The 15,251-nt window shown below is 70.0% G+C and carries 15 protein-coding genes; 3 read left to right on the top strand and 12 right to left on the bottom strand.

Annotation, left to right across the window (positions count from 1 at the left end; genetic code table 11):
• Positions 1–294: 294 nt before the first annotated feature.
• The 4 genes from AC1ROC_RS09465 to AC1ROC_RS09480 all read right to left on the bottom strand — a co-directional run bounded on the left by AC1ROC_RS09465 (position 295) and on the right by AC1ROC_RS09480 (position 3,190).
• On the bottom strand, positions 295–579 hold the full coding sequence (locus AC1ROC_RS09465) for an immunity protein CdiI family protein (RefSeq protein WP_492999752.1): 285 nt from the start codon (positions 577–579) through the stop codon (positions 295–297).
• 17 nt (positions 580–596) lie between these two features.
• Entirely contained in the window at positions 597–1,274 is a 678-nt protein-coding gene (locus tag AC1ROC_RS09470; RefSeq protein WP_492999754.1) for a hypothetical protein, read from the bottom strand.
• A gap of 111 nt (positions 1,275–1,385) precedes the next feature.
• Positions 1,386–2,006, bottom strand: a complete 621-nt coding sequence (locus tag AC1ROC_RS09475; RefSeq protein WP_434950313.1) for a response regulator — start codon at positions 2,004–2,006, stop codon at positions 1,386–1,388.
• Positions 2,003–3,190: a sensor histidine kinase gene (locus AC1ROC_RS09480; protein WP_492999756.1), complete on the bottom strand. Its 1,188-nt coding sequence runs from the start codon at positions 3,188–3,190 to the stop codon at positions 2,003–2,005. The genes AC1ROC_RS09475 and AC1ROC_RS09480 overlap by 4 nt, the downstream gene beginning before the upstream one ends.
• A gap of 149 nt (positions 3,191–3,339) precedes the next feature.
• On the opposite strand from AC1ROC_RS09480, the gene AC1ROC_RS09485 reads away from it, so the two are divergent.
• The gene (locus AC1ROC_RS09485) at positions 3,340–4,449 is read left to right on the top strand and encodes an ABC transporter permease (RefSeq protein WP_492999758.1); all 1,110 of its coding nucleotides are present in this window, start codon (positions 3,340–3,342) and stop codon (positions 4,447–4,449) included.
• Positions 4,446–5,156 (top strand): ABC transporter ATP-binding protein, encoded by a 711-nt coding sequence (locus tag AC1ROC_RS09490; RefSeq protein ID WP_492999759.1) that lies wholly within the window; start codon positions 4,446–4,448, stop codon positions 5,154–5,156. The genes AC1ROC_RS09485 and AC1ROC_RS09490 overlap by 4 nt, the downstream gene beginning before the upstream one ends.
• A gap of 65 nt (positions 5,157–5,221) precedes the next feature.
• Here AC1ROC_RS09490 and AC1ROC_RS09495 read toward each other — a convergent pair whose 3' ends face one another.
• Positions 5,222–5,791 carry an NADPH-dependent F420 reductase gene (locus AC1ROC_RS09495; RefSeq protein ID WP_492999761.1) on the bottom strand — a complete coding sequence of 190 codons (570 nt, stop codon included), beginning with the start codon at positions 5,789–5,791 and terminating at the stop codon, positions 5,222–5,224.
• A 92-nt stretch (positions 5,792–5,883) separates the two neighbouring features.
• Between AC1ROC_RS09495 and AC1ROC_RS09500 the strand changes: the two genes are divergently transcribed.
• Complete coding sequence (locus tag AC1ROC_RS09500) at positions 5,884–6,393, top strand: MarR family winged helix-turn-helix transcriptional regulator (RefSeq protein ID WP_168690575.1); 510 nt, start codon at positions 5,884–5,886, stop codon at positions 6,391–6,393.
• A 48-nt stretch (positions 6,394–6,441) separates the two neighbouring features.
• Here the strand turns inward: AC1ROC_RS09500 and AC1ROC_RS09505 are convergent, their stop codons facing one another.
• The 7 genes from AC1ROC_RS09505 to AC1ROC_RS09535 all read right to left on the bottom strand — a co-directional run bounded on the left by AC1ROC_RS09505 (position 6,442) and on the right by AC1ROC_RS09535 (position 15,200).
• Positions 6,442–7,230, bottom strand: coding sequence for a heme oxygenase-like domain-containing protein (locus AC1ROC_RS09505; RefSeq protein ID WP_492999763.1), 789 nt, complete (start codon positions 7,228–7,230; stop codon positions 6,442–6,444).
• 4 nt (positions 7,231–7,234) lie between these two features.
• Positions 7,235–9,559 carry a glycoside hydrolase family 31 protein gene (locus tag AC1ROC_RS09510; protein ID WP_492999766.1) on the bottom strand — a complete coding sequence of 775 codons (2,325 nt, stop codon included), beginning with the start codon at positions 9,557–9,559 and terminating at the stop codon, positions 7,235–7,237.
• Positions 9,556–10,734, bottom strand: a complete 1,179-nt coding sequence (locus tag AC1ROC_RS09515) for a glycoside hydrolase family 15 protein (protein WP_492999769.1) — start codon at positions 10,732–10,734, stop codon at positions 9,556–9,558. The genes AC1ROC_RS09510 and AC1ROC_RS09515 overlap by 4 nt, the downstream gene beginning before the upstream one ends.
• Positions 10,735–10,856: 122 nt before the next feature.
• On the bottom strand, positions 10,857–12,101 hold the full coding sequence (locus tag AC1ROC_RS09520) for an ABC transporter substrate-binding protein (protein WP_085368340.1): 1,245 nt from the start codon (positions 12,099–12,101) through the stop codon (positions 10,857–10,859).
• Between the two features lie 69 nt (positions 12,102–12,170).
• The gene (locus AC1ROC_RS09525; RefSeq protein ID WP_168690579.1) at positions 12,171–12,986 is read right to left on the bottom strand and encodes a carbohydrate ABC transporter permease; all 816 of its coding nucleotides are present in this window, start codon (positions 12,984–12,986) and stop codon (positions 12,171–12,173) included.
• Positions 12,979–13,989, bottom strand: a complete 1,011-nt coding sequence (locus AC1ROC_RS09530; RefSeq protein ID WP_168690580.1) for a carbohydrate ABC transporter permease — start codon at positions 13,987–13,989, stop codon at positions 12,979–12,981. The genes AC1ROC_RS09525 and AC1ROC_RS09530 overlap by 8 nt, the downstream gene beginning before the upstream one ends.
• The gene (locus tag AC1ROC_RS09535; protein WP_085368343.1) at positions 13,986–15,200 is read right to left on the bottom strand and encodes an ROK family transcriptional regulator; all 1,215 of its coding nucleotides are present in this window, start codon (positions 15,198–15,200) and stop codon (positions 13,986–13,988) included. The genes AC1ROC_RS09530 and AC1ROC_RS09535 overlap by 4 nt, the downstream gene beginning before the upstream one ends.
• Positions 15,201–15,251: the final 51 nt, after the last annotated feature.

Consider the following 15,251-nt stretch of genomic DNA (forward strand, 5'->3'; position numbering starts at 1 on the left):
GGGAACCAGTTCGTGCGGAAAGGGACGGTGCCCGCCGCATCACATGCCTGGGGGTGGGCAGCGGCGGGCACCATCCGACCAGACGTGAACACGGAACGGACCGGATGCCCGCAGCGCGGCACCGGAGAGAGATAGAGGAGATCCCATGTCCACTCACTACATCGACCCGGCGGCCATCGAGCTGCCCCCGACCGAACCGATCGACATGACGGCGCTGCTGGAGCGGGTGTTGGCGGAGAGGGGGTAGGGCGGTCTGCCCTCGCTAGGTCTTCGGCCGTGCGGCACGGCGAAACGTCACTCCACGCTCAGGCTTATCCCGTCTGGCAACTCTGATCGCAGGATCTGGATGACCTCGGTTCGGTCGCGGTCGAAACGCTGGAAGTTCTCCTCCGAGTCCCAGCCTTCAAAGGGATCCAAGTGCTCGCTCCAGAGGTCGTAGAGCCGGCGGAGACGCCTGGTGAGCTCCTCGGAGAGACCGAAGTCGCTCGGCTCCATCGTGTACTTGTCTGTGCCGGACTCCCAGAGCGGCCAGCGGTGGCCCCAGTCGAAGAAGAACCTGATCGTGCGCGTGCCTGTCATGGTGAACCGATGGCTTGTTAGCAGCTTCCCTTGGTCTTCGGTATGGCGGTGATGATCAGCTTATTGTTCTCGGACCACACGACAGTGGGCTCGAATTGCTGCTGGATCCCCTTGTTGGTGAGGTACACGAGGATGCCGTAGGCGCACCGCTTCTGCCCCGCCTGAGCCGTCGTGTACTCGGGGTAGGTCATCGCGGCATAAACTCCGGAGGCCATGACGTCGTCCCACGAGTAGCGCGCGTCTCCGATCTGATCCAGCTTCGCCTGCCAGTCTTTTTGGTGACCAGCGGCGATGTGCTTATATCCCGAGCCCGTCGCTCGAACGTCGTCGTGGAACCCGCACTTCAAATCGATTGAAGTCTTTTGACCGTTCCACCACCAGTCATACGACTTGATCGCGAAGTTGCTGTCGTTTAAGGTCCAGCATTGCCCCCACGCCCACAAGTCCAGGAGACGGGACGAGCGGTCGGGCTCGGGAGCAGGCGTGCGCGCAGAGCCCGGTTGAACCTTCTGTGTCATCCCATCCGGAGCGAGCACGTACCAGCCTTCATTGCCGGACTCCACCGTCAGCTCAGAGCGGTCCGCTGTACTTGTAACAGGTGGGGCCGACGCATTCGCAGGAGCCATCCCCGTTTCCAGGCCACCGAGCACAAACACCATACCGACCGCCCACACCGCTTTTTGCCAGCGCCCCATTGCGCATCCTCATTCCCATCGATTCTCGCTCTGTGAAATCCAGAACCTGACACACGACAGGCTAACCCAAGAAAACCCCGAACACGAATCGCTACCCCGCCACCAACCCGCTCACCGCAGCACCCCGAGCGAGCGCGCCGTCGACACCGCCGCCGTGCGCGACGCGACGCCGAGTTTCGAGAACACGTGCACCAGGTGCGATTTCACCGTGGCGTCGGTGACGTAGAGGCGGCGGGCGATTTCGGCGTTGGATGCGCCGTCGGCGACGAGTTGCAGCACCTCGATCTCGCGGGCCGAGAGGCTCACGCTGGGTGAGCGGAGTCGTTCCATCAGGCGGCCGGCGATGGCGGGGGCGAGCGCGCTCTCGCCGGCCGCCGCGCTGCGGATGGCCGCGATCAGGTCGCCGGGGGGCGCGTCTTTCAACAGGTAGCCGCTCGCGCCGGCCTCCACGGCGCCCAGGATGTCGCCGTCGGTGTCGTAGTTCGTGAGCACCAGCACGTACGGCGGCGCATCCAGGGCCCGGATGCGCCTGGTCGCGTCCGCCCCGCTCTGGCCGTCGGCGAACTGCAGGTCCATGAGCACCAGCTCGGGGGCCGTCGACTCTGCGAGGGCGACGGCCTCGTCGGGGGTGGCGGCCTCGCCGATCACCTGCAGGTCGTCCTCACCTTCCAGCAGCGCCCGGATCCCGGCGCGCACGACGGGATGGTCGTCGGCGATCACGATGCGGATCATCGCGCATCCACCGGGAACGTCACGGTCAGCGTGGTGCCACGGCCGGGCGCGCTGTCGACGAGGAGGTCGCCGCCGAGTTGCTCGACCCGTTCGGCGATGGCGCGCAGGCCGAACGAGTCGGAACCGGCCGCGCGGGCGCCCACCAGTTCCGGGGCGAAGCTGAAACCGTCGCCGTCGTCCGAGACCGTGAGGGTCACCTCGGTGTCCGTCGCGTCGAGCACGACCCTGGCGACCGTGGCGTGCGCGTGCTGGCGCACGTTCGCGAGTGCACCTTGAGCGATGCGCAGCAGGGCGGTCTGCACAGTCATCGGGAGGTGTCCCGTCTGCGACGTCTCGACCTCGATGCGCAGGTCGCCGTCGGTGCCCGGCTGCTGTTCGCCGAGGCGGGCGAGTGCTTGCGCGAGCCCGTCGTCGAGCAGCGGCGACGCCAGCTCCCGGATGAACCTGCGCGTGTCCGCGAGCCCTTCCGCCGCCGTCTCCCGCGCGAGCCGGACGTGCTCAGCGCCGGGCCGGTCGCCGTCCGCGCGCTCGGCGGCGTGCAGCAGCAACTGGATGCTCGACAAGCCCTGCGCGACCGTGTCGTGGATCTCGCGGGCGAGGCGGGAACGCTCGGCGAGCATCCCCTGCTCCCGTTCGCTCTCGGCCAGGCGGTCCCTGGTCGCGACGAGTTCGGCGAGCAGCGCCTCGCGTTCCGCAGCCTCGCGCGCGAGGGCGCGGTAGCCCAGGCCGATCAGCAGGGCGACGGCAGCACCGACCACCGGGCCGATCACGCCTCCGACGGTGAAGCCGCCGTGCATCCCGAGCGCGACGATGGCGACGCCGGTGGCGGCGACCACGGCTGCCGGGCCGAGCAGGCCGGGGAGCACATGCAGGTAGAGGAAGAACATCGGGAAGACGAGGTACGCCGCCTCCGGCACCAGCACGATCAGGCCGATCCAGATGACAGACAGCCCCACGATCCAGAGAGCTGCGGCCGCCTTCCTGCGTCGCTCCGGCACGAATCGCATGAACGCAACCAGTGCGTAGACGACGGCGAACGCCGCCGTGAGCGCCAGCGACGGACCGAGCGACGGGCCGCCCACCAGGAACACCCGCACCAGCACCAGCACGAGCAGGCCGACGACGAGCAGGTGGAGGCCCGTGCGCAGCCCGACGAAGACAGGGGTGAGGGTGTTGTGCGGCATGACGCTTCCAGCGTAAGGACTCGGCGCCGCGGGGGCATCCATCGAAAGTTCGAGCACAGCATCCACAGGCTCGACGATGACCGGGATGCGCGCGGAAACGAGGCTGGAAGACGTGCCGGGACGACGCTCCCGGCCGGAAAGGAGACCCCGTGTTCGTCGCATGGCGCGACCTGCGGTTCGCCAGAGGCCGCTTCATCCTGATCGGCGCCGTCGTCGCGCTCATCACCGTCCTCGTCGGGTTCCTCGCCGGGCTGACCGGCGGGCTCGCGTTCCAGAACGTGTCCGCGGTGCTCGACCTGCCGGGCAACAGACTGGTGCTGCAGCAGACGGACGGGAAGACGGCGGGCTTCTCGGAGTCCGAGCTGTCCGAACGGACGGTGGAAGCGTGGCGGAGCGCGCCGGGGGTGCGCGAGGCGCTGCCGGTGAGCATCGTGCAGGGCCGGGCGACGGCGGGCGGGGCCGGCGGGACGACCGGCGCCGGCGGGACAACCACCGGCGTGGCCCTGTTCGGGATGCCCGCCGGCGATTCACCGGGCGGTTCCTCACTGCGCAGCCTGGTTCCCACGAACGACGACGAGGTCGGCCTGTCGACCGGAGCCGCCGCCGACCTGTCCGCCAGCGTGGGCGATCGGGTGAGCATCGCGGGCGCCGCATACCGGGTCGCGTCGATCGGCGGCGACCTCTGGTACAGCCACACCCCGGTGGTCGCTCTGACGAGCAGCGCGGCGGCCGAGGCGGAGAAGCGGATGGGCGGGAGCGGCGCATCCACGGTCCTGGCGGTGACCGGCGACCCCGACTGGGATGCTGTGGGCCGGTCGACGGGGACCGTCGCGCTCGCGCCGCTCGCGAGTCTGACCGCGCTGGAGACCTTCAAGTCGGAGATCGGCTCGCTGGCGCTCATGGTGGTGATGCTGTTCGGCATCTCGGCCCTGGTGGTCGGCGCGTTCTTCACCGTGTGGACGATGCAGCGCTCCGGCGACATCGCCGTGCTCAAGGCCCTCGGCGCGACGACCGGCTCCCTAGTGCGCGACGCGCTCGGGCAGGCGCTGGTCGTGCTCGTGGCAGGGATCGGCATCGGACTCGCCGCCGTCGTCGGGCTCGGCGCCATCGCCGGCGGGGCGCTGCCGTTCCTGATCAGCCCGCTCACCACCCTCGTGCCCGCCGGGGCGATGGCCGTTCTCGGTCTCGCCGGCGCGGCCGTCGCCCTCCGGACCGTCACCTCGGCGGATCCCCTCACCGCACTCGGGAGCAACAGATGATCACCCTCGACAACGTCACCCTCACCTTCCCCGACGGCGCATCCCGCGTGACGGCAGTGGATGCGGTCACCCTGCACGGCCGCGCCGGCCGCGTCACCGGGATCACCGGCCCGTCGGGCTCCGGCAAGTCGAGCATCCTGGCCATCGCCGGCACGCTCATCCGGCCGGACTCCGGTCGCGTGCTGATCGACGGGGTGGATGCAGCCGGGCTGTCGCGCACAGAGGCGACGGCGCTGCGTCGCTCACGCATCGGCATCGTGTTCCAGCAGTCGAACCTGCTGCCGTCGCTCACCGCCCGCGAACAGCTGCAGGTGATGGGCGAGCTCGGCGGCCGGCCGTCGCGCGGGCTGCGGCGTGCGGTGCGGGCGCGGGTGGACGACCTGCTCGACGCGGTGGGGCTGTCCGGCCAGGCCGACCGGCGACCCGCGCAGCTGTCCGGCGGCCAGCGGCAGCGGGTCGCGATCGCGCGGGCGCTCGTGCGGGAGCCGCGGGTGCTGCTCGTGGACGAGCCGACCAGCGCGCTCGACCAGGAGCGCGGCGCGGCGATCATGGACCTCATCGGGCGCCTCAGCCGCGAACGGGACACGGCGACCCTGCTGGTGACGCACGACCTGGGGCACAGCGGGGCGCTGGACGAGCTGGTCACCGTGGTCGACGGCCGCGTGGTCGACGCTGCGGTCGGGGCCACGGCGGCGAAACACCAGTAACTGTCGCGAAACTCCCGGGATGCGGCGCAGTTACTGGTGTCTCGCGGCGCGGCGCGGCGCGGCGGTTACGCCTGCAGGGCGAAGCCGCCCGTCCAGGCGATCTGCTCGCCGACGGCGAGCGTCAGCTGCAGGAAGCCGAGGGCTTCGAGCTCGCGGGCGCGCTTGAGCGAGCCGGCGTCGACGGCCTTCACGCCTCCGGCGGTGATGGCGGCGGCGAGCTCGGCCTTGGCCGCGTCGTCGTCTCCCGCGATGAGGACGGTGGTCTGCACGTCGCCGACCTTCTTGCTCGCGAGGGTGGCCGCGAACGTCGTGTTGAACGCCTTGACGACCTTCGAGCCGGGCAGCTTGGCGGCGATGACCGCGGCGGCCGAGCTGTCGGCGGGAACCACGAGGCCGTCGAAGGTGGCGAAGTCGAGGGGGTTGGTGATGTCGACGACCGTCTTGCCTGCGAGGGCGTCGCCGTACTGGGCGATCACGTTGTCGACCTCCGGATACGGCACGGCGAGGACGACGATGTCGCCGTTCACTGCGCTGCCGGTGCGGCCGAGGTACTCGACCGTGCTTCCGCCGTCGGCGACGACGCCGCCGATCGCCTTGGCCATGTTGCCGTTTCCGATGATGCTCACCGAGGTCATGATGCTCCTTCCGGCCGAAGCCGCTTTAGTTGATGCTTCAACTATTACTCGGATTTAGTTGAAGTGTCAACTAATTTGCTAGAGTGGTGGTCATGACAGACGCCGAGGCACTCGAGGGACGCGAGAAAGACGCGTGGCTCGGCCTCCTCGCGCTCGTCCAGCTCCTCCCCGGTGCGCTCGACACGCAGCTCAGCCGAGACTCCGCCGCGACGCACTACGAGTTCTTCGTGCTCTCCCGCCTGGCCGAGGCACCCAACCACCGGATGCGGTTGAGCGCGCTCGCGACGGCGACCAACGCATCCATGTCGCGGTTGAGCCACGTCGCCAGCCGCCTCGAAGCGCGCGGGCTGATCCGGCGCCAGCCGTGCGAGGAGGACGGTCGCGCGACCAATGCGGTCCTCACGCCCGCCGGCGAGGACTTCGTGCGGGATGCGTCCCCCGGCCACCTCGACACCGTCCGCTCGACGCTGCTCGGCGCACTGACGGCCGACCAGGTCGAGCAGCTGGCCGCGATCTCGACCACCTTGGTGACCGCGATCGACCCCTCCCGCCGCCCGAGCGACTCCTGCGCGAGCATCGTCGAGGCCGCGAAACACCAGTAACTGTCGCGAAACGCCCGGGATGCGCCACACTTACTGGCATCTCGCGGCTCAGGGGCGATCGGGCCAGCCGAGGCGGCGACGGACCGCGGCGGAGCCGGCGGCCGGGTAGTCGGGCCAGCCCGGGGCGAGCAGGTCGTCGGCGAGGTCGAGCATGGTGCGCGCCGCCGTCTCCGGGTCGGCGGCGAGCGCCGCGGCGATCCGGTGCGCCTCGCGTGGGTACGACTGCTCGAAGCGACGGCGCGCATCCAGGTTGTCGCGCGTGGCGGCGCTGGCGGGCACGCGCTCGGTGATCAGGTCGATGAGCGTCCCCTCCGCCTCCTCCCGGATGACGTGGGCCCCGCTGAGCAGTTCGCCGCGGCGGGTGCGGCCGACACCGACCAGCAGCTGCACCAGGAAGACCGCAGCGGCGGCGGCACCGGAGGTGTGGATGCGCGGCACGGTCGCGGTGGTGACCTCACGCATCCACTGTCTCACCTGGCCGCCGTCCCAGAAAACCTCGGACGCGTTCGCGGAGAACGTGCGCAGCTCGCTCTCGTCGACCACGGCGAACTCAAGCACGTGGCCGTCGTCGTAGAGCGCCTTGAAGCCGTCGTGGTGTTCCCGCCCGACCGCGACCAGGCGCCCATGATCCGGCAGCCAGGTGAGGTCGGTGCGGAAGCGCTCCTGCGCGCCGGGCTCGGTCACGATCGCGAAGTCGTGATCCGACCACTCGTCGACCCGCCGGCGGTCGGCCGTTGAACCCATGCCGACGAAGCCGATCACGTCGGGCTCCGCCTCCGCCCACGCGCGCAGGCGGTCGATGAAGTCCTCGAACGCCGAGGCGACGCCGGAGTCCACGGGGTCAGTCCTCGGCGGCGGGGTCGGCGGCGGCGTCATCGGCAGCGGCGAACAGCGGCAGCATCCGCCCTGCGGCCTCGGCGCGCACGAACACCGGGATCGCGTCGAGCGGGGTGTCCACCGTGACGGTCGCACCTCCCGCGAATTGCTCGCCCGTCCAGGCGTCCACCCACGAACCGGCAGGGAGGTAGACCGGCCAGCTGGTCGCGCCCTCGGACAGCACGGGGGCGACGAGGAGGTCGTCTCCGAGCATCCACTGCGGCTCCGTCGACCAGACGGCCGGGTCGGCCGGGTGGTCGAAGTAGAGCGGGCGCATCAGCGGACGGGCGGTCGCGACCGTGACCGCCGCCTGCTCCGCCAGGTATGGCACGAGACGTTCGCGCAGCTTCGCGTACCGGCGGAACACCGGGATGACACAGTCGTCGCCCGAACGCTCCTGGATGTTCCACGGCGTGCGGTCGCGCGACGGCGTGCGGTGGTGGTTGAACTCGGAGTGGTACTGCATGATCGGCACGAACGTCGCGGCGGCGACCGAGCGGAGGAACAGCTCCGAGGAGGGCACGTCGCCGGAGAAGCCTGCGAGGTCCCAGCCCCAGTAAACGATGCCGCTCGCGGCGGCGGAGAGTCCGGCGAGCATCGACCAGCGGAACGCCTCCCAGGTCGAGTTCTCGTCGCCCGCCCAGAACGCGCCGTGCGCCTGCGAGCCGGTGAAGCCCGCGCGGCTGAACGTCACGGGCGCCTTGCCCGCCGAGCGGAGCAGGTCGCCGTACGCCGCGGCGTACGCGACGGGGAAGGTGTTGTTCTTCTCGTCGCCGCGCCTGCCGTCGAGGTAGACGAGGTCGCTGCCCCAGGCATGCTCTCCACCGTCCGTCTTGAAGCCGTCGATGCCGACCTCCTCGACGAGGTAGCGGCGCTTCTCCGTCCACCAGCGCGCTGCGCGCTCGTCGGTGAGGTCGGGCATCAGGCCGAGCGGGAACCACCAGCCGCGGTTGCGGTACGGACGCAGGCTGCCGTCCGGCGCCTCCTCCCGGATGAGCACGTTCTCCCTGATCGCCGCTGCGGCGTCCGCGGCGACCTGGTCGCGGGGGTGCGGGCGCATCTTGATGAGCGGGATCTGCCACAGGTGCAGCCGGATGTCCCTGGCGTGCAGTTCGTCCGTCATGCCCTTCGGGTCCGGCCACGCGCCGTCCTCGGGGAACTCGAAGTCGGCGAGGCGGTGCGGCGCGCCGTCCTCGGTGACGGCGGCGCGCGCATCCCGGAACGCGGTGAACGTGCTCTCGTCGCTCCACGCCTCGATCACCACGGAACCGACGGGGATGTCGTGCTCGCGGTGCAGGTCGGCCTGGCGCATGACCTCGGCCTGCGTGTTCCACTCGTTGCCGCTCGCCCACAGTCGGAACACCCAGTCGGGCAGCTCGACCGGGGTGCCGGCCTCGGCGAGGAAGCCGCGCAGCACGTCCGTCGGGGATCCGTCGAAGAAGGCGACGGAGAGCAGGTCGCCGGAGGGACCGGATGCGTCGACCGGGGCGTCGAGCTCGGCCTCGACCCGCAGCTCGGAGGGGGTGGATGCGCCGACGTCGAACCAGACGCGACGGGACGTGCGGACGTGGAAACCCCATCCATCGCCACCCACGACGTGCGCGAACGGCATGGGCAGGTAGGTCTTCCGCTCCGCGCCCTGGTTCTTGTACTGCTCGAACACCACGGAGTCGAGTTCGGCGCCGCGGTGGTCGAGCGCGTCGTAGCGCTCGCCGAAACCGGTGACGTGCTCGCCGTCGGCCAGCGGGAGCGCGAACCGGATGCGCGTCGCCCGCTCGCCGTCGTGCAGCACGGAGACCGAGCCGGGGACGATGCGGGATGCGCCGGATGCGCCGGATGCGGTCGCTACCGCCTCCGCATCCACCGGCTGCCACTGCGCCGCGCGGAACGAGAACCAGCGCGTGCGCTCGGTGCGGCCGTCGGTGTGCGTTGCCGTGAAGCGATAGCGGTATCCGCCGCCGAACCGGAGCGGCGGGGTCTCGACCTGCCAGCCGCCGACCGCGCGGGCGAGCCGGGCCTGGGCCGAGGCGAGGTGGCCGCCGTCCTCGGTGCGTCCGCGAGAGGAGCTGGCGACGCGGGCGAGCGGGAGCACGAGCGACTCGGGCGTGCCAGCATCCGCATCCACACCCGCATCCGGTCGCCAGGCGAACTCGACGGCGACCGCATCCACCGTCCCGCTGGCGCGCACGCCGAGCACGGCGGTCGAGCCGGCCTCGGGGACGACCGGCGAGCGCTGCTCGGTGTCGATCGAGTACGGGTGGCCGGAGCCGGACGGGCGGTGGCGGATCATCGGGTGGGTCCTTCCGGGAGCGACGTGAGCGACGTGAGCGAGGTGAGCGAGGTGAGAGTCGGGTCGAGTTCGACGGCGAGACGGATGAGCATGGCGTGGCTCCACAGCAACGGGGTGGCGACGGCGCCCCAGCGGTCGAGCCACTCCTGGCGCATGCCGGGGGCGATCAGGTGGCCGTCGACCTGCTCGGGGAGGTCGAGGTCGGCGGTGGCCGTCGATGCCGCCCACGCGAGCAGTTCCGCCGCGCGCTCCCGCTCGCCCGCCGCGGCGTGCGCCAGGCCGAGGAAGCAGCTGAGGATGGGCCAGCGGCCCCCACCGTAGAAGGTGTCGCCGAGGTAGCGGTGCACGCCGCCGTCGACCGTGAGCTGCCGCTCCAGGGCGTCGATGGTTCCCGCGGCGAGCGCCGAGCGCGCATCCACCATCCCGAGCGGGGCGATGGCTGCCGCGAGGCTGCCGTCGACGGCGGCGACGCCGAGCCATTTGGTCAGGTGGCCGTCGCGCACGCCCCGCTCAGCGACGACCTCGCCGATGGCCCGGGATGCGGCCGTCGCCTCCTCTGCGCGGGTCCCGCTCACCAGGCCGGCGCGCACCGCGGCGTCCAGCCCGGCCGAGACGCAGGCCAGCGTGGAGACGTGCACGGACTCGCTGTGCTCCTCCCACCAGTCGTAGCACGGGCGGTCCCAGGAGCTGGTGAGGTAGTCGACCGTCAGCTCGGCCGCTTCGCGCCACCCGGAGAGGTCGACGCCGTGCCGCTCGGCGTGGGCGACGAGCGCCCACAGCCAGGTGCCGTAACCGTCGAGCTGGAAGTCCCACCACTCGTCGGTGCCGTCCTGGCCGTCGTACGTGAACCGCGCGGGAAGCATGTGCTCCCCGGCCGGCGGTCGTCCTGCCCTGGTCTCGTCGACGATCCAGTGGATGTGGTCCGCCCGCGCCGTGAGCACCCGCGCGCACCAGTCGAAGAAGGCCGTCGCCGATGCCTCGTCGCCGTAGGAGGAGACGCCATCCGCGATGAACGATCCGTCGCGGAACCAGCAGTATCCGGCGTATGCGGAGAACGTGGGACTCGCCGGGTATGCGCCCTCCGGCGTCTGCAGCGCCGCGATCAGGCGGTGGCCGGAGGCGGCGAGGTCCGCGATCCCGGCGAGCGCGGTCTGCGGGGTGAAGGTGGTGGGCACGACGGCCTTTCTGGTGTGTCCGTGACTCGGTGTTCGTGGTCGGCGTTCGTGGTCGACGGCTCCGCGATGGGCGGCCCGGCCGGGATGGGGGTGCCCGGCCGGGCCGCTCTGGCGGTGCGCTGCTACTTGAGCAGCGCGTCGACCTGCTTCGCCGTCGCCGGGATGGTGTCGGCGGTCTTCGACCTGCCCGCCGCGATCTCGCCGAGCGCGTTGGTCACGTCGTCCTGGATCTTCTGCGAGTTGGAGCCCAGGTTCGGCGCGGTGGCGATGTGCTCCAGCGAGTCGAACACGGCCTTGCGGTTCTCCGGGGTCCCGGCGGTGAGATACGGCTTCAGCAGGGACTCGTCCGAGATGGCCGGGAGCTCCCAGCCCGCCTTGAGTCGCACATCCACCATCGTCTTCGAGCTGGACAGGTACGTCGCGAACTTCTGCGCTGCGTCCTTGTGCTTGGAGTCGTTGGAGACGGCGACCGCGTTGGAGAACGTGGCGCTGGCCTTCTGGGTGTCACCGGGCTCGACCGCGACGTCCCAGCCGAACGGCAGCTTCCCGAGGGTGCTGAACATCCAGATGCCGGTGTGCCACATCGCCAGCTTGCCGTCCTTGAACAGGTTGGAGTCGAAGTCCGGGGTGCCTGCTCCGTCGGCAGCGGACGGCATGGTCACGCCGCTCTTGCCGGCGAGCCAGTCCGCGGCCTTCGTGCCGGCGTCGGAGTCGAACGCCGACTTCTTGCCGTCCTTGGTGAGGAAGGAGCCGCCGGCCTGCTGCACGGTCTTGTAGTACTCGTTGTACGTGATCGGCTGGTAGTCGCCCCAGACGCCGGCCGCCTTGTCGGTCAGCTTCTTGGCCGCAGCCTCCTCGTCCGCCCAGGTCCACGAGTCCGTCGGGTATGAGACGCCCGCCTTGTCGAAGAGGTCCTTGTTGTAGAAGAGCACCACGTTGGAGAACGAGGTGGGCAGGCCGTACTGCTTGCCGTCCGTCTTGTAGGTGTCGAGCACCGAGGTGCGGTACGCCTTGGCATCCACACCGTCGAGCGGCGCGAGCACGCCGTCCGCCTGCAGGTTGCCGTAGCTGCCGAGGTCCACGTCGAACACGTCGGACTGCGTACCGGCCGAGAGGTCGGTCTGCAGCTTGGTGAAGTAGTTGGCGTAGTCGGTGGTCGACACCTTGACGGTGATGTCCGGGTTGGCCTTCTCGAACGCGCTCACGATGGTGGCGAGGTTCTTCTCGTTGCCGCCGTTGGAGATGAAGTTCGAGTATGTGATGGTCGTCTTCCCTCCGTCGGAGCCGGATGCGCTGCATCCACTCATCCCGACGGTGGCGAGGGCGGCGACCGCGAGTGCTGCGGTCGCGGCGAGTTTCTTGTTCATGTGTTTGCTATCTCCTTTGATACGGATGGTGCGGATGCTGCTGCTGTGGTGATGGAGGTGATGGCGCGGCTATTTCAGGCCGGTGCCGGCGACGCCCTGGACGATGTACTTCTGGGCGAAGAGGTAGAGCGCGAACATCGGGATGATGCTGACGACCGAGCCGGCCATGAGCACGTCCCACTGGGTGGAGTACTGCCCCTGCAGGCTCGACAGCGCCACCGGGAGCGTCTGCATCAGCGGGTCGCGCAGGATGATGAGCGGCCAGAGGAAGCTGTTCCAGGTGTTCAGGAAGCCGAACACCGCGAGCGTGGCGAGCGCCGGGCGCACCAGGGGGAGCACGATCTGGAAGAACACCCGGAAGTGGCCGGCCCCATCCAGCGTGGCCGCCTGGTCGAGCTCGTACGGGACCGTGCTGATCGCCTGCCGCAGCAGGAACACCCCGAAGGCCGACGCGACGGTGGGCAGGATGGCGCCCGCATACGTGTTGATGAGGCCGAGCGACTTCATCTCCACGAACAGCGGCACGATGAGCACCTGGAACGGGATCATCATGGTCGCCAGGTAGAGCACGAAGATCGCACCGCGGCCGCGGAACGGCATCCGGGCGAACACGTACGCCGCCATCGAGCTGGTGACCAGCTGGAACAGCGTGCTCACCACGGCGATCACCAGGCTGTTGACGATGACCTGCCCGAACGGCACCCGCTGGAACAGCTCGGCGTACGGCGCGAACGACGGGTTGTCCGGGATGAGCTTGGGCGTGCTGGTGAGGCTCGCGCCCGGGCTGATCGACGTGACGATCGTCCAGACGAACGGGAACACCATGATCAGCGCGCCCAGGATGACGGCCGTGTACAGCGACACTTTCGCGACGGGACTACGCATAGTTCACCCACTTCTTCTGGCCGAGGAACTGGATGAGCGTGACGATCAGGATCACGATGAACAGCAGCCAGGAGAGCGCGGACGCCATGCCGGCCTGCCCGTAGCGGAAGGTGAGGTCGTAGACCTGCTGCACCACGACGCGGCTCGAGTTGTTCGGTCCGCCGCCCGTCATCACGAACACCTGGTCGAAGACCTGGAAGCCGTTGATGAGGGAGAGCACGATGACGAAGAAGGTGGAGGGGGAGAGCATCGGGAGGGTGATGCTGAACAGCCGCCGCCACCATCCGGCGCCGTCGATCTCCGCTGCTTCGTAGAGGTCGGGGTTGATGGTCTGCAGCCCGGCCAGCAGGATGACCATGACGAAGCCGAGGTCCTTCCACGCCGAGGCCAGGATGATCGACGGCATCGACCAGGCGGGGTCCGCCCACCAGCCGGGCCCGTCGATCCCGATCAGCGACAGCGCCCAGTTGACGATGCCGACGCTGGGGTTGAGCAGCCAGCGCCAGACCAGCGCGACGACTACCCAGCTGGTGACCACCGGCAGGAAGTAGACGCCGCGGAGGAACGCGCGCCCCTTGATCCTGCTGTTGAGCGCGAGGGCCAGGCCCAGACCGCCGACGTAGACGAGCGGCAGGTAGCCGACGATGTAGTAGAGCGTGTGCAGGAAGGCCTGCTGCGTGCCGGGGTCGCTGACGAGGGTGGCGTAGTTGTCGAAGCCGACCCACTTCATCGGGCCGATCAGGTTCCACTCGTGGAAGCTCGTCCACGCGGCGGCGATCATCGGGCCGATGGTGAAGGCCAGCAGCGGGATGAGGCTCGGCAGCAGGAAGATCGCGACGATGAGGAAGTAGGAGAGGCGCTTCCTGCCTGGCCGGCGACCGGGGCGGCTGCTGCTTCCGCGCCCGCCGGACGGGGTGCGCGCGGCCCGCCGGCCGTCTGCTCCGCTCGCAGCACCGGATGCGCTCGGCGGCGCCCCGACCGGGCTGATGCCCGAGACGGTCATGGCCGCACCCCCGCGCTCGACACCAGACGCTCGCGCATCAGGCGTCCCTGCTCTCCCGCCACCCCGTGGGTATCGAACGGGGTCGCGAGCACGAGCGCCGCTGCGCCCTGCGCCCAGCGGTCGTCCTGCCAGGTCTCGACGGCCACCTCGACCCCGCGCTTGCCGGGGACGAGGGATGCGCGCAGTGCGGGCTCGAACGACGGCGACCAGTGGTCCCACGCCTCTACGCCCTCGCCGAGGATCACGACGAGCTCGGGGTCGAGCATGTTCACCACACCGGCGAGCGTGCGCCCGAGCAGCCGGCCGGCGTCGTCGAACACGCGCACGGCCGCGGCGTTCCCGGCGTCTGCTGCTTCGCGCACATCCCGGATGTCCGCGCCGTCGTTCACGACGCCGTCCCGCACGGCGGTGGCGACCAGCGCACTCTCCCCCACGAACGCTTCGAGGCAGCCGTGGTTGCCGCACTGGCAGAGCGGGCCGCCCTCCGCGACGGGGATGTGGCCGATGTCGCCTGCTCCGCCGGCCCTGCCGCGCAAGATCGAGCCGCCGGACACGATGCCGGCCCCGACGCCGGTGCCGATGGTGACCACCAGGAAGTCGGCGCAGTCGCGCCCCTGCCCGAACAGCCGCTCGGCGACGCTGAGCGCGTTGACGTTGTTCTCGACGACGACGGGCAGGTCGAGCGCCCGGCGGAGGGAGGCGCCGAGCGGCACCTGGTTCCAGCGCAGCTGGGTGGAGTCCACGACGCCGATCCCCTGCTCATCCACAGTGCCGGGGATGCCGACGCCGATGCCGAGCAGCCGGTTGTCCCCTCCCGCCTCGATGAAGGTGCGGGCGAGTTCGATGAGCGCGGAGGTCGCGAGCGGCGACATCGCGTCGAACGGCTCGGTGGCCGAGCGGAGCACCGAACCGTCGATGCCCACCTCCACGAACGCGACGTGATCGGCGACCACCTTGACCCCGATGGCGCAGGCGGTGCGGGCGACGACGCCGAGCATCCTGGCCGGGCGTCCCCCGCCCTGCGAGGTGGAGGTGTCGAGCTCCTCGATGAGTCCCTCCGCGAGCAGGTCGCGGGTGAGCTGGGTGACGAGAGCGGGCGAGACGCCGAGCATCCGCGCCAGATCGGCGCGAGAGGCGGGCCCCTGGCCGCCGAGGTGGGCCAGGATCGCCGTGCGGTTCACGTCGGTGCGTGAGGGAGATGTGAGCGCCATTGCATCCTTTTCTTCAGAACTAAATAAACCATAAAAGATAGTTGTGAAGAC

Source organism: Leifsonia sp. GW821-FHT13C05, assembly GCF_058806515.1.